16 protein-coding genes are annotated in these 12,994 nt (G+C 37.4%); 4 read left to right on the forward strand and 12 right to left on the reverse strand.

The features are described from left to right. Positions 1–69: 69 nt before the first annotated feature. From ACEXOE_RS12980 to ACEXOE_RS12995, 4 genes are all read left to right on the forward strand, one after another. On the forward strand, positions 70–1,149 hold the full coding sequence (locus ACEXOE_RS12980; RefSeq protein WP_394749237.1) for a helix-turn-helix domain-containing protein: 1,080 nt from the start codon (positions 70–72) through the stop codon (positions 1,147–1,149). An 85-nt stretch (positions 1,150–1,234) separates the two neighbouring features. Next, complete coding sequence (locus tag ACEXOE_RS12985; RefSeq protein WP_394749238.1) at positions 1,235–2,128, forward strand: DUF2268 domain-containing putative Zn-dependent protease; 894 nt, start codon at positions 1,235–1,237, stop codon at positions 2,126–2,128. Between the two features lie 166 nt (positions 2,129–2,294). Further along, positions 2,295–3,365, forward strand: coding sequence for a DUF2652 domain-containing protein (locus ACEXOE_RS12990; protein ID WP_394749239.1), 1,071 nt, complete (start codon positions 2,295–2,297; stop codon positions 3,363–3,365). 147 nt (positions 3,366–3,512) lie between these two features. Further along, on the forward strand, positions 3,513–4,262 hold the full coding sequence (locus ACEXOE_RS12995; protein WP_394749240.1) for a hypothetical protein: 750 nt from the start codon (positions 3,513–3,515) through the stop codon (positions 4,260–4,262). Positions 4,263–4,562: 300 nt separating this feature from the next. On the opposite strand, the gene ACEXOE_RS13000 is transcribed toward ACEXOE_RS12995, so the two are convergent. The 12 genes from ACEXOE_RS13000 to ACEXOE_RS13055 form a co-directional block, all read right to left on the reverse strand. After that, complete coding sequence (locus ACEXOE_RS13000) at positions 4,563–5,132, reverse strand: uracil-DNA glycosylase family protein (RefSeq protein ID WP_394749241.1); 570 nt, start codon at positions 5,130–5,132, stop codon at positions 4,563–4,565. A gap of 23 nt (positions 5,133–5,155) precedes the next feature. Continuing rightward, entirely contained in the window at positions 5,156–5,338 is a 183-nt protein-coding gene (locus ACEXOE_RS13005; protein ID WP_394749242.1) for a hypothetical protein, read from the reverse strand. Between the two features lie 21 nt (positions 5,339–5,359). After that, the gene (locus ACEXOE_RS13010) at positions 5,360–6,487 is read right to left on the reverse strand and encodes an FAD-dependent monooxygenase (protein WP_394749243.1); all 1,128 of its coding nucleotides are present in this window, start codon (positions 6,485–6,487) and stop codon (positions 5,360–5,362) included. 111 nt (positions 6,488–6,598) lie between these two features. Next, complete coding sequence (locus ACEXOE_RS13015; protein ID WP_394749244.1) at positions 6,599–6,952, reverse strand: SPW repeat domain-containing protein; 354 nt, start codon at positions 6,950–6,952, stop codon at positions 6,599–6,601. A 76-nt stretch (positions 6,953–7,028) separates the two neighbouring features. Next, positions 7,029–8,081 carry a helix-turn-helix domain-containing protein gene (locus ACEXOE_RS13020; protein ID WP_394749245.1) on the reverse strand — a complete coding sequence of 351 codons (1,053 nt, stop codon included), beginning with the start codon at positions 8,079–8,081 and terminating at the stop codon, positions 7,029–7,031. A 118-nt stretch (positions 8,082–8,199) separates the two neighbouring features. After that, entirely contained in the window at positions 8,200–8,784 is a 585-nt protein-coding gene (locus ACEXOE_RS13025; RefSeq protein WP_394749246.1) for a DUF4870 domain-containing protein, read from the reverse strand. Positions 8,785–8,921: 137 nt separating this feature from the next. Next, the gene (locus ACEXOE_RS13030; protein ID WP_394749247.1) at positions 8,922–9,398 is read right to left on the reverse strand and encodes a hypothetical protein; all 477 of its coding nucleotides are present in this window, start codon (positions 9,396–9,398) and stop codon (positions 8,922–8,924) included. 80 nt (positions 9,399–9,478) lie between these two features. Further along, positions 9,479–9,952, reverse strand: a complete 474-nt coding sequence (locus ACEXOE_RS13035; RefSeq protein ID WP_394749248.1) for an RNA polymerase sigma factor — start codon at positions 9,950–9,952, stop codon at positions 9,479–9,481. Further along, entirely contained in the window at positions 9,952–11,337 is a 1,386-nt protein-coding gene (locus ACEXOE_RS13040) for a serine hydrolase (RefSeq protein ID WP_394749249.1), read from the reverse strand. The genes ACEXOE_RS13035 and ACEXOE_RS13040 overlap by 1 nt, the downstream gene beginning before the upstream one ends. A 453-nt stretch (positions 11,338–11,790) precedes the next feature. Further along, the gene (locus tag ACEXOE_RS13045; protein WP_394749250.1) at positions 11,791–12,147 is read right to left on the reverse strand and encodes a VOC family protein; all 357 of its coding nucleotides are present in this window, start codon (positions 12,145–12,147) and stop codon (positions 11,791–11,793) included. Between the two features lie 35 nt (positions 12,148–12,182). Continuing rightward, the gene (locus ACEXOE_RS13050) at positions 12,183–12,332 is read right to left on the reverse strand and encodes a hypothetical protein (protein WP_394749251.1); all 150 of its coding nucleotides are present in this window, start codon (positions 12,330–12,332) and stop codon (positions 12,183–12,185) included. Between the two features lie 107 nt (positions 12,333–12,439). After that, on the reverse strand, positions 12,440–12,988 hold the full coding sequence (locus tag ACEXOE_RS13055; protein WP_394749252.1) for a YceI family protein: 549 nt from the start codon (positions 12,986–12,988) through the stop codon (positions 12,440–12,442). Positions 12,989–12,994: the final 6 nt, after the last annotated feature.

The raw sequence follows: 12,994 nt of genomic DNA on the forward strand, positions 1-12,994 counted from the left end.
ATGGTGTATACTTGTTCACATATGTGTAATTTAGGTATCACTATTGGTAATAAAAAGCACCATGTTTACATGCAAAGCATAGAACAAGTCATTCTACTATTAGTATCTGGTCAAGGTATCCTTATTAGCCTAGCACTATTGACCTCTATTTTTAGGCGGAATTATGCCAGTTTTTGCTTAGGACTCATCAGTTTTGTCATTACGCTTGAAATTTTAAATGCTTGGGCCACCGGAACATCGTATCACAATTCGGAGCATCCTTTTCCTTTCTGGATTTTTGGATCGTACTTGATTCTACCTCCCGCCCTATGGTTGTTTCTCCGTGCCAATACGATTTTCAACTTTGTACTCCGCCCTAGACATGCTTTACTATTTCTTCCAGCATTGATAGAAATTCTTGTTGAATTTTTCCTATTCTACTGGAACAGCTATTTCGGTGGCAGTTATCGGCTTATCGATAATGGGTTTTGGTTCTTTTTCACAGAGGTGTGCCCTATTATTCTTATGGTTATTACCCTTATTTCATTTTTGAGGGCACTTTTAAAAATGTCGAGAAAATCTGCGGACACTTTAACGATGGGATTTTCCAAAGAAGCGATCAAGCTTTGGGGTTTCTTTGGTGTTTTTGCCCTTTTAACCATCTTTTGGGTTCTACAGGGGCTTTTTCAATTTCAGGTTTTTTGGATTATAGAAATCATTTTATTGCTCTTCTTGTTTATAATAGCCTACTTAGGTTATTTTAAACCCTCATTTTTTGCAATTCCCAAAGCTACTCAAACCAGAAGCGTCAAAGAGAAGTATCCACAATATCAGGATACCGAGGAATTGGCACGTTTAGAGCAATTATTTCGAGTAGATAAGCTTTATAGGCAACAAAAGCTGAATGTAAAGGATGTGGCCACACAATTACAACTTCCGCAACGCTATATTTCAGAACTGATCAATACCTACCACCATACCAATTTTAATGCCTATATCAATTCCTTTAGGGTAGCCGAAGTGTTGGAACGCATCAACGACCCCAAGGAGAAGAACAAAACCTTATTGGGCATTGCTTTAGAATGCGGATTCAATTCCAAATCTTCCTTTAACCAGATTTTCAAGGATGTTACCGGGAAGAAACCTTCGGATTTTCTCAAGGAAACTTAGGCCAAAATCGTGATTTTGGACGTCCAACATTTGTTTTTGGGCGATTTGCATGTTTTTTTCGAATTGTTTTGGAAAAAACAAAATCATGAGAACTATTCTTTTTTTTACTATCAGCTATTTTATCAACTCTCTGATGCTATTTGGGCAAGAGCACTTTTCAAATGATCCCTTGGATGCAAAATTTGTCGTTAGCGACTATAATAACTTTTGGAAGGCTTTTGACCAATTGGAAGATACCACAACCAATCCTTTCGAGGCCTATATTGAAAACGCCTCTTTAGGCTTACGTCCTTATGTACCGTATTTGACTGCCGAGGAAGTGTACCATACCGTAAAGGCAAGAAAAGGGGATTATTTAAAATCACGACATGTTCTTGACAATCTGGATATAGAAAAGAAGAGGGTGCAAGGCATTTATGCTGCCATGAAGTATTGGTATCCACAAGCCGTATTCCCTCCCATATATTTTGTAGTAGGCGTATTTAGTTCTGGGGGCACAGTTTCGGAAAACGGCCTTCTCATTGGTGTTGAATTATTGGAAAATTTGGAAAACCTTGATGGATTGATCGCTCATGAACTCATTCATTATCAACAGCAAGTACAAGGCACAAATACGCTTTTAAAACAAGTTTTAAAGGAAGGCAGTGCAGATTTCATTGGAGAGCTCACTTCCGGGGTACTCTTGAATAAAAAGCTGCCAGAATATGGAGAGGCGCACGAAGAGGAACTGTGTAAGGAATTCGTACAAGTAATGCATGGGAAAGATTTTGGGGATTGGCTGTATCAAAAACCGAAAAATGAAAACCAACCAAAGGACATGGGCTATTGGATGGGTTATAAAATTGTAGAAGCTTACTTTCATAAACAAGAAAACAAACGAAAGGCCATAGATGCCATTTTACATATTAAAGATCCGGAAGTTTTTCTGCACCAAAGCGGGTACTTAGAGAAATACAATAAAAAAGGTTCTAAAAACTAACATGATCAAGATAAGCGGTATACTATGGTAAAAAAGTAGGGAAACACTTCTCAATGCGCTTTCAACAGTGTTGTTTTCTACAATAAATACGGTGTTTTTTGTAGCGCCAAAACCCCTTTTTAATAGGACCTTTGAATCTAAGAGCAATACTATTAAAAGGTTGATTATGAAAAAGAACGCTTTATACTTTATGCCAGACATCAGTGGGTTTACAAATTTTGTACACGCCAATGAGATTGAACATAGTAAACATATTATCTCCGAATTACTGGAAGCATTGATAGATACCGATACCATGAATCTGCAGCTGGCCGAAATTGAAGGAGATGCCTTATTCATGTATACTTTGGATATCCCCTCCTTTGCTACGGTAATGGAACAAAGTCAAAAAATGCTTGAAGAATTCAGCTATCAAATCGCAAAGTATGAAACGCAGCGAATTTGTCAATGTGGGGCCTGTATCAACGCTTCAAATTTAAAGATCAAATTTATTATCCACTATGGGGAAATTTCTTTTATGCGGGTTAAACATATGGTAAAACCTTATGGTATAGATGTCATTAAAACCCATCGTTTATTAAAAAATAGTGTTTCGGTACATCAGTATATCTTGATATCTTCAGAAACGCTTGATTACTGGAATGTAGATACGGCAGAATTTCCCTCATTTAAAGCAATGCAAGATGATTATGATTTGGGAAAGGCGGTCTACATGTATAAAGATTTGTCACAATTTAAAATAAGTTCGGAAAAAACAATACAAAAAATTGGTATTCAAAAACCGGATTCCCCTCCTGCCTTTCATTTTTCCACGGTTTTGGAAGCTAATGTGTCAGACGCGTATACGCTTATTACCGATTTTAGTATTCGAACAAGCTGGTACAAACTCGTAGACGATTTGTTATTTGACGCGTATCGGATAAATAGAGTTGGAACACGTCACAATTGTATTTCAGGTTCAAGCATCTATAAAGTAGCTACTTTAGGGGGTAAAACCAAAGAGGAACAGCTTGTTTATGGCGAAAAAACAGAAGACATTGAGCACTTGGAAACCTTCTCCTATTATATGACGTTAAATGCAATTGCTCCCGAGAAAACGTGTTTGACCACCGAGGTATTCTTTACCTATTCTACTAAAGATCCAGGGATACAACATCAGATTCGGCGGACATTGGATCATGTGTGGAGCGATAGCCTTGATCGACTTGCAGCACTTTTTGTTCCGGTTGAAGTTTAAGTAGACCATACGATTATCTCTTTACATTGAAAAAAATGCTGTTAAAGTTTACATAATTACCAATCTCCAGGAGCAACCTTTAGAAAGGTTGTCGAAATACAAGCTAAGAACCGCTATTATTATCGTTCAATCTTAAATGGAACGATCATGACAATTAAATGTACAATTACGCTTTTCTTTTTGAGTATTATGACCCTCCACGCCCAAAATGCTGAAAAGATTTTAAAGACCTATACCAAAAAATCCGGAGGTCAAAAAAACTGGGATAAAATCAACAGTATGCAGGTTGAAGGCACTGCTAAATTAATTTCACAAGGAGGCATGGAACTACCTTTTAAAAGAATCATGAAAAAAGATGGAAAGCAAATCACTTCCCTTGAAATTAATGGTATGGACTATATTTCTATTGCCTACGATGGCACTATAGCCTGGGGTTCCAATGCACAAATGGAAGCAGAAGAAAAAGATGCCGATATGACCAAGAATACGATCCTAAGTCGGTTCGATTTTCCATATCCCGGTCATAATTGGAAATCTAATGGCTTCAAGGCGGAGTATATTTCCAAGGTGACCATTAATGACATATCCACCTACAAATTAAAATTAACCAAGCGCCCACAATGGGTAGCGGGCAAGGAAATTGAAAACATTCTCTTCCTATATATCGATACGCTACGTTACCTTCCCGTACTTTCGGAGTCCAAAGTAGTTGCAAAAGGTCCTAATCAAGGGCGAATGATGAAGTCCTATTTTTCAGATTACAAGGCTGTTGATGGGTATTGGTATCCCTTTACAGTTACCATGAAATACGGAGAAGAAACGTTTCAGGTCCTAAAGACAAGCCGATTGGAATGGAATCCAAAAATAGTGGATACGGTGTTTCAATATAACCCCTGACATTGCTTTGGCAGGACTATTCAAGAACTTGCTTTTGGTAATCCTTACAGTCCTCAATATCAAAAATCTTATGAACATTCGTAGATTCCCAATGCCCCAATTTACATCCTAAAACTAGCATAGGCCGCCCCCATTACCCCATTTCACAATAAAAATTTGCACAATCGGTGCATTTTATATTTGCCATATCATTGCTTTTTAAAGCAAATAATGGGATATTTTCCTACCTTTTCCAGAATACTAAGGTGAATGGCAGGTATCTATAGATGGATGTTACATCTCAGTCGATTGACAATTCGTTTAAAGTGCTTCGGCAATCCGAGCTTGCAAAGCCGGTAGCACCTCTGTTTTAAACCATTCGTTTTTTGCCTGCCAGATATTATTCCGAGGAGAAGGATGTGGCAATACAAAATATTTGGGCAAATAGTTCTTATACTGTCTTACGGTTTCTGTTAAAGTGCGCTGGGCCGTTTTGCCTAGGTAATACTCCTGAGCGTATTTCCCAATAAGTAAGATCAATTGCGGTGCATCCATCTGCTCAAATAAGGCATTGTGCCATTTTGGGGCACATTCCTTCGTGGGCGGGTTATCTCCAGATTTCCCCCTTCCCGGATAGCAAAATCCCATAGGGATAAGGCCTATTTTCTTTTCATCATAAAAAACAGTTTCATCGATCCCCATCCATTTTCTCAAATTCTCACCACTTTTATCATCCCAAGGAATTCCGGTTTTATGTACTATAGAACCCGGAGCTTGTCCTATAACAAGAATTTTACTGCTCGTATGGGCCGAGACAATGGGACGTGGTCCAAGGGGCAGCTTTTCACTACAAAGCGTACATTTTCTTATTTCAAAAAGTAAGTTATCCATCTATTTATTTTTTTATGACCGTCCTATACGCTGATAACCAAGAGAACAAGGCCATTTGCTGTATGTAAAATTCTGTGAATCGCATATATTTTTTCATTCATTTGCACCCATTCCCCATGATGTGGTTGGGTTTTTAAAATGAGTTCCCCCAGGTCTTTTCGAGTATTATTAGCAATAATACGTACTTTCATAATATCGTTTTCCATGATTGCTTTATACGAAGTGTTTTACTTTAGTTGATAAATGGCACTCCAATTCCTTTTAAAAATTGATCGGGGGGTGTTCTTTAATATATAGTTCCTTGGCCATACCCCATATTTCCAGTGCCCCATTTTGCCCATCATCCGTGATTGTTTTACAATCTGATCTACTTTTTGTTTTCTCTGGGCCTGAAAGTTTTTAAATGCATTATTTGGAGCGTTCACAATGGCATTTGCCAAATAATACGCATCTTCAATCGCTTGCGCTCCTCCTTGGCCCATATTAGGTGTAGTAGCATGGGCCGCATCCCCTATAAGACATACGCTCCCTCGATACCATTCTTTTAAAGGTTTTACATCATAGAGATCGCTTCTTATGATGTTTTCTTCCAAAGATCCGTAAATGAGTTCGTTGACCATAGGATGAAAATCTGCAAAATAAGCCGCTAATTTTTCTTGAAGCTTTCCTGGAGTATCTTTTAGGCCCGGAGGGCTTAATTGAACGGCAAACCAATAAAATTTATGCGCTTCAATTTTGGTGATCCCAAATCGCAATTGCTGACCCCACATTTCTATTCCTCTATGCTGATATGCCTCATGCAGGGCTTTACTCGTACATATACCCCTCCAACAACTTTGTCCGGAATATCTGATTTTGCTTTTGGGAAAGAGTTGTTTTCTGATTTTTGAATGAATCCCATCTGCTCCGATCAAAAAATTGGTTTCAATGCTTGTACCATCCTCAAACGAAACTTGTACTTTATGATTTCTATGTTCAAAATGCTTAAAAGATTTTCCCAAATGGATTTTATGCGCTGGAATTCGCTGCAATAGGCAATTTTGCAATTCCCAACGATGAATGGACAAAGCATAGTATCCGTATTTTTCTTTAACATCGTCTTGAACATAATCAAACAAAGGGGACATATCTGGTTTTGTCAAGGTGATTCGTTTCATGGCATTTCCTTTAGCCATTAAATCGTCCAACAGGCCAAGCCACTCATAAACTTGTAATGCATTTGGTGGCAAGAGTATGCCTGACCCGATAGGAACTAATACTTCGGATTTTTCAAAAAGTTGATATGCTATTCCCAGTTTTTCAAAAGCCAAAGCAGTTGTCAAGCCACCAATACCTCCACCAATAATACTATACATCTTAATTTTTTAACGATAAGCGATTAAAGCATACCAATATATCATTGATATGCTTTAGCAATTTAAAAGGAAATCAAGAATTTTTTAGAATCATTCTTTTTTTTCTCGTTTCTAAACGGCAACTTCGGGTTTATGTAAACTAACGACCACTAGTACTGCAATACCATTGATCCAATAGTAGTAGGCATCCATACCTTCAAAAGAAAAGATAAAAGGAGCCAGAATAAAAACGATAGCCACCGCAAAATCCACGATCAAGTGAAATTTATAAGGAATTACGCGCAATGCGCCCAAGTGATGATCGGTCAGTAAGGTTAAAACAAATGCTGCGATACCTGTGGCTACAGATAAGTAAAGTGCCATAGTGTTTACAGCCCCCAAGCCTAAAACAAAAGGTAAGACCATTAATGCAAGGGCTACGGGATAATCTAAGAATGCATGTATTCTTTTAGTAACAAATTTCATGATGATTATTTTTAGTAATTAATATGGCACAAAGATGAAAAATGAACTAAAATGGGTTGCTACAAAAAAGTTCCTATTAATTGTACTTTTTTATTTTGAAGTCGGTTGGCGTGATTCCCGCATAGTGTTTGAAGAATCTAGAAAAGTGATTGGCCTCTTCAAAGCCCAATGATTGTGAGATTTGAACCACAGTCTCCCCTTCAATAAGCATTAGTTTGGCCGTGTTGATCAATTCTAAGCGAATGAGTTGCCCTAAGGAGATATTCATTTTTGATTGTACTTTTTTGGCTAGGGTCTTAACGGAGAGGTTCATTTTATCGGCATAAAATGCCAAAGAGCGTTCTTCGGTATGATACTCTTTTAATAGAGCAACAATATCTTGTGTAAAAAGATCCCTATTTTTAAAATCGAAGTTCTCCCGGAACTGCCTAGGCGTTTCTCCCGTTGCATTCTTAAAGACCCGATTGAAATAAGCATCATCTTTAAACCCAAGTTCATAGGAAATCTCTTGAATACTTTTATCCGTAAATGCAACTTCTTTTTGACTTTCCTTCAGTTTTTTAGCACTGAGGAGCTTCTTTACGGATAAGCCCACTTTGTCTTTGATCAGCGCCTGGGCATTATACCCCCTTTGATTGATGAGATCAACCAAATCCCGATTGGACATATGGTTCCTATATTCCTCATCAATGATTTCCTTGGCATCAAATATGATCTGATATTCCTCTTTGTTTGCCTTAAAAGGATTTTGCCAATACCATTGTTTGGAAGAAATATCAATGATATTGGTAGGGTTTTCGTTAAATACAGATTCCGATAAGAAGGCTTTACATGCAGTACATTCCTCTAAATCAATATAACCCAAGGAAATAAGGTGTTTGAACAATACCCGTACCTCATTGTTATAAAATTTATCTTCATCCGAGAATTCAATTTTGCGTACGGTAAAAGTGTCGGATAAAAATTTGATATACTGCCCTTTTTCCAGAAAAATCCCTTTGTGTTGCCAATCAAAATAATTGTTGAAATCCACCTGAATTCCCCCAGTACCCGATAAAACATGAATAAGGGAATGTCTTTCTATCTGATAGACTTTATTAATTTCTGGTGAAAATTTTTCGACATTCAATTGCTGGAAGTTCTTTAAAGCAAATTATAGCAAAACAAAGATACAAATTCAATAGTTTTACAGATAATACCTAAATTCTATTTCCTCAGCTCAGACAATTTTCAAAAATTATATGGACTTACTTTGCCGTACGGGCAACTTTACTTTTTCTTATAAATGGAAAAGCCAAAGGGTAACTACATTTCAGGGAATTGGTCACTTTTATAATATTGAACAACATGATGGAAATACTACATGGGATCACTAGTATAAAAAATAAAAAACCCCATTTCTCAATGGTCACCAATGCGATGAGCGATAGTACGTACATTATGGTCATGCTAATTTGAAAATTGATGATGATCCGTCCGTGTCTAGCGTAAATAGGATTATCTTCCCGTTTATGAATCCAGAGGAACAGCGGAATTAGAATATTGGCCAGCGGAATGGCAAATCCTATAAACGGAGATCCGTGCAATAGTAACAACCATTTTTTTTGAATCGTTTCTTCTTTAGGATTGTGCAGGGGCATTAAGGTTTCTATTTCGATATCTAATGCACTTGCCAATAATTTTACCGTCTGCAAATGTGGATTTACATCTCCTTTTTCAATACGCTGAATGGTCCTAATGGTGACTTGGGTCTTTTCTGAAAGTTCTGCCTGGGTGTACCCCTTTAATTTTCTTTGGTAAATTAAATTCTCTCCTATTGCTTGTTGTTCCATGTCTTAATTAGTTGGGTACAAACCTAGACGTAAATCGTCCTTATTTAGACGACACCTATATGTCATATCACTGTCATTTGCCCTATTTAGGGTTTTTAAGCTAGTTTGATATTATATATGATCATTTGATTTGGGTATCAGGAGAATTCCTGAAATTCTTCCAATGTACGTTTTATTGCTTTAATTTGACGTATCCAATTTCTTCTGGAGAAAAGCAGTACTGCTCCTAAAGTAATGATCATACCTAGTAGCATACCATATTTTTCCCTTGTAAATACGATAATGGATGAAAAGAAAAGAATCAATGCCACAGCAAATGAAATAGAAGCTATCGTATTGGATATCGCAATATGTTTTAATCGAATATGGAGTGTTTCCAATGACTTTTTTAAATTGTTCGCTCTAATTGGATTTCGCAAAGCGTGCCACCCCAAAATCCTGGTCAAAACATAAGCTATAGCGGAACCTATCAAAAGGATATTGGCCCATAATGGTTTTGCATGACCATCAAAGCCATCATAATAAACTGCGGTAAAAAGAATCAGGGCAACGCCTTCTACCATAAACTTGATCCGCATTCTTTTTATATCTGCATGATTCTTGATTTTGGTCATTAATCGTAAAGTTTCTTTATTTTTTTTTGTTATCGAAATTTTTTTCCAATCCGATTGAAATTCAGTAATATCCATCTTCTTTAATTTACTATTTTCTTTAATTTATTTTTAATCCTATTGATTCGTACACCTACATAATTTTCCGATATACCTGTTATTGTCGCAATCTCTTTATGTGCATAATCTTCCAGATACAAGGCGGTAATGGCCCGTTCCACTGGATTCAGTTTTCGTATGGCCTCAAATAATCTTTCTTCGTTCTCCGATGGTTCTTGGGAACTATCCACAGTTTTGGAATTTTCAGAAACCCTTTCCTGATAATCCAAGGCAATACGTTTCTTCCGAAATAAGGCCAAGGCAGTATTCAAGCCTATTCTATACATCCATGTACTCATTTTGGCAGTTCCCTTAAAATTGGGATACGCCTTCCATAATTGAAGTACAATTTCTTGGAACAAATCTTCTTGGTCTTCTTTAGAATCCCTATACATTTTACAGATCTTGTATATAATGCCTTGGTGTTCTTCCACACTATTTAAAAACTCTTTTTCCATTATTTCAATTCTTTTTTGAAATAAAAGCTCTTTCCCAAGCGCTTTGCAGTACAGCCTGTGATGCTATCGTTTTCATTTTCAAAAGAGATCGTAACTGCTATTTTTTTACCAAAAAACTCGTAGTCGCCTTTAGCATAAATTTCAAAGCTTGGTTTTTTCCCTAATTGTGCAAAAAGACGATCATCCTTTCTTGAAATAGAGAGCGTTGCCCCCTTGGTAATTGACCGATAAACCCCGGTATAATGTTCCAGTAAGGTAGTGTTAATGGATTGTTCCTTCTGCTTTCGTGGAAGGTCAAAAGCAGCTCCAAATACGATTTTTTCAATATCCCTAGCAATATTGCCCATGGGAAGCCTTGAAATATTGCTTAGAATCACAATGCTGATTTTTTCTTTGGGGTATATGGCATTATGTGCAGAAAAGCCCCAGGTACCCCCGCCATGTGCATAGCTTTTATGGGGTTTTTGAGCAACATACCATCCCATTCCGTAGCCCAAGGTATTGATTTGTTCCATGTCCGGGTTAAAAATACGTTCTTTCGTTTTTTCCTGAAGTAAATCATTCGAAAAGAAACTTGTATTAAATATATGCAGGTCGACAGTAGTGGAATACAAATCTCCGGCCCCTTTAAGCATGGAATAATTGCGATAAGGCGCCATAATTACACTGTCATCTTTTACCAAATGATATCCTGATACCATTTGAGGTCGTATGGCTAGGGAATTCAGACTACCACTACGGGTCAGTTGCAATTTCTTGAAAATTTTATTTTGCAAAATATGGTCGTATTGCTCTCCATAAATCTTTTCGAGTACAGTAGCCAATAAGTAATACCCTAAACTTGAATAATGCTGCCCGGTACCAGGATCAAAAAGCAAATCAAGTGTATTTATTTCATGTAATGCTTCCACAGTATTCACATGAAGTTTTGACTTTACGGGCCAATACTTCGCAATTCCTTCGTTATGAGGCAGGCCGGAAGTATGATGTAACAATTGTGCAATGGTGATATCCTTAAATTTTGGGGATAATGTAGGTATAAGCTGAATTACTTTGTCCTTGAAATTCAGTTTCCCCTCCTCTATTGCAATACCAATGAGTACCCCGGTAAAGGATTTTGTAATAGAGGCAATCTTATATTTTTGCCCCGGTCTTAAGCTAAGTTGATGTTCACGGGCACTGTACCCCTTTACTTCTTGAAAAAGAATCCGATTCCCTTTTGCTACCAAAACTTCGCCATTAAAATGAAGATTGTCATGGATCAGGCCCAAGTAGGTCTCTAACTTTTGTGCAAAATGTGCTTCAGATTGAATTTGAGCCTTGGCACTCAGCGAGGCAAGCAAGAAAAAAATAAGAACCGCTATACATTTTAGAATATAATACATGGATCAAGTTTTTGATTTCCCTATAGGTTGCTTTAAAAGCTGAAAATCTTACACCCGTGCATTTTTAATATGACCTTAGTCCATTTTCAATTCCATGTTTCGAAGGTTCCTCTAAAGATTATTTTATGTATGATCAAACAATTAAGCAAGGCATCCTTAGGCTTGGCTGATGAAAAAAAGAAGACCGGCAAATGCCGGTCCTCCTTGAATCATACCATAACCTTGCTTTATTTAATCACTATCCTTATCCGTCCAAGGGTTTGCTCCTCCCGCTATGGTCTGAGCTTCCTCTTGGGTAAGTTCGGTTATGTTAATTCGTTGAATGGTTTTTGCTAATTCAGCCATAACGTACATGATTTGGTCTAAACTATGTCTATTTCTATGATCCTAGGTGGTATTAAGTTGAATGACACCTCTTTTTGGAAAAAAAATTACCTTTTATTGGTCAAAGCTTCATTTCAATTGTTGCAATACCAGTGAATTTCCATCGGGATCATAGATACCAACACGATAGGCCTTATCATCTTCTGAAATCTCGGCCATACAGCTCCCTTGATTTTCTGTTACTTTCTGAATACAGCTATGAATATCCTCCACCAGAACATCCAATTGATGTTTATTCTGGGTGGCCGAATTCCCTGCGAGCTCGGCAGGACAGAATTGGAGCGATAAAGCACCCCATTTTCCATGATAAAGGGTATGCCCCATCATTTGACTTGGGGTAAAGTGCAAATCGAAAACAGCAGTATAAAACTTCAGCATTGCCTCCATCTGTACTATCGCAATTGTCATTCCGGTTATCGCAGCCATTTGTTCGCTTAATTTTTAAGTTTTTTCGCTATATCCTATGCCTTCCCAAAAAGGTGGTAGGTGTCGTTGGTCAAAAAATAATCTTCCACTTCAACGGTTCCATCAGTGGTGAAATGGTATACGGTCTTCCCTTTTTCTGTTTCTTGACTTCCCCAAGGAATAATGAGCATAAACCACTGTTCCAAACATAAAAATTGTAGTGCTTAAAATGGTTTTTTGATAGGTTTTCATAATCATGTACTGTTTGCCCTATTCTCCTTTTTGAAACTGCTTTTCAAGACTTTATAATACATTAATTTTTAAAGATTTCCAACTCAATCCGTATCTCCTCTCCTACCAAGGCATCCAAAGCTCCAAAATGGATATTAAAATCCGTTCTGTTCAGAACGGTTGAAATGTGTATCGGACCACCTTTTTCATAGGTCGCAGCATAAGAATATAACATATGAATTTCCTTTTTGATGTCTCTTATTTGTAGTGTTCCTATGATCAGCTTCGTATCCTGTTCCGAGATAAGCTTAGAGCTTTTAAAATACATATAAGGAAAGCTTTTCGCATTCAGGTATTCTTTGTCCATTAAGGATCGATCTCTAGTTTTATCGGCCGTATCCATACTTTTTACTGCAATTTTACTCTCTATAGCAACCAATTCCCCTGTAGCGTCCATGGCTAGTATTCCTGAGAAATCAGAAAAACTTCCTACTACTTTTAGGAATCCCATATGGGTGACGGAGAAAGACAGTTTAGATTTTTCGGAATCTATCCTGTAGCTTTTGAATTGCGCATTTCCGTATAGGAATATCCCTAAGGTACTGTACAAGATCCATCCTTTTCTTAGCATCCCCGG

The sequence above is a fragment of the Spongiimicrobium salis genome (assembly GCF_043678055.1).
In the GTDB taxonomy this organism is placed as follows: Bacteria; Bacteroidota; Bacteroidia; order Flavobacteriales; family Flavobacteriaceae; genus Spongiimicrobium; species Spongiimicrobium salis.

Bases quoted from the DNA above. Each gene is read 5' to 3' on its own strand.
- ACEXOE_RS12980 (WP_394749237.1), top strand. From the start codon at position 70: ATGCAAAGCATAGAACAAGTCATTCTACTATTAGTATCTGGTCAAGGT.
- ACEXOE_RS12985 (WP_394749238.1), top strand. From the start codon at position 1,235: ATGAGAACTATTCTTTTTTTTACTATCAGCTATTTTATCAACTCTCTG.
- ACEXOE_RS12990 (WP_394749239.1), top strand. From the start codon at position 2,295: ATGAAAAAGAACGCTTTATACTTTATGCCAGACATCAGTGGGTTTACA.
- ACEXOE_RS12995 (WP_394749240.1), top strand. From the start codon at position 3,513: ATGACAATTAAATGTACAATTACGCTTTTCTTTTTGAGTATTATGACC.
- ACEXOE_RS13000 (WP_394749241.1), bottom strand. From the start codon at position 5,132: ATGGATAACTTACTTTTTGAAATAAGAAAATGTACGCTTTGTAGTGAA.
- ACEXOE_RS13005 (WP_394749242.1), bottom strand. From the start codon at position 5,338: ATGGAAAACGATATTATGAAAGTACGTATTATTGCTAATAATACTCGA.
- ACEXOE_RS13010 (WP_394749243.1), bottom strand. From the start codon at position 6,487: ATGTATAGTATTATTGGTGGAGGTATTGGTGGCTTGACAACTGCTTTG.
- ACEXOE_RS13015 (WP_394749244.1), bottom strand. From the start codon at position 6,952: ATGAAATTTGTTACTAAAAGAATACATGCATTCTTAGATTATCCCGTA.
- ACEXOE_RS13025 (WP_394749246.1), bottom strand. From the start codon at position 8,784: ATGGAACAACAAGCAATAGGAGAGAATTTAATTTACCAAAGAAAATTA.
- ACEXOE_RS13030 (WP_394749247.1), bottom strand. From the start codon at position 9,398: ATGACCAAAATCAAGAATCATGCAGATATAAAAAGAATGCGGATCAAG.
- ACEXOE_RS13035 (WP_394749248.1), bottom strand. From the start codon at position 9,952: ATGGAAAAAGAGTTTTTAAATAGTGTGGAAGAACACCAAGGCATTATA.
- ACEXOE_RS13040 (WP_394749249.1), bottom strand. From the start codon at position 11,337: ATGTATTATATTCTAAAATGTATAGCGGTTCTTATTTTTTTCTTGCTT.
- ACEXOE_RS13045 (WP_394749250.1), bottom strand. From the start codon at position 12,147: ATGGCTGCGATAACCGGAATGACAATTGCGATAGTACAGATGGAGGCA.
- ACEXOE_RS13055 (WP_394749252.1), bottom strand. From the start codon at position 12,988: ATGCTAAGAAAAGGATGGATCTTGTACAGTACCTTAGGGATATTCCTA.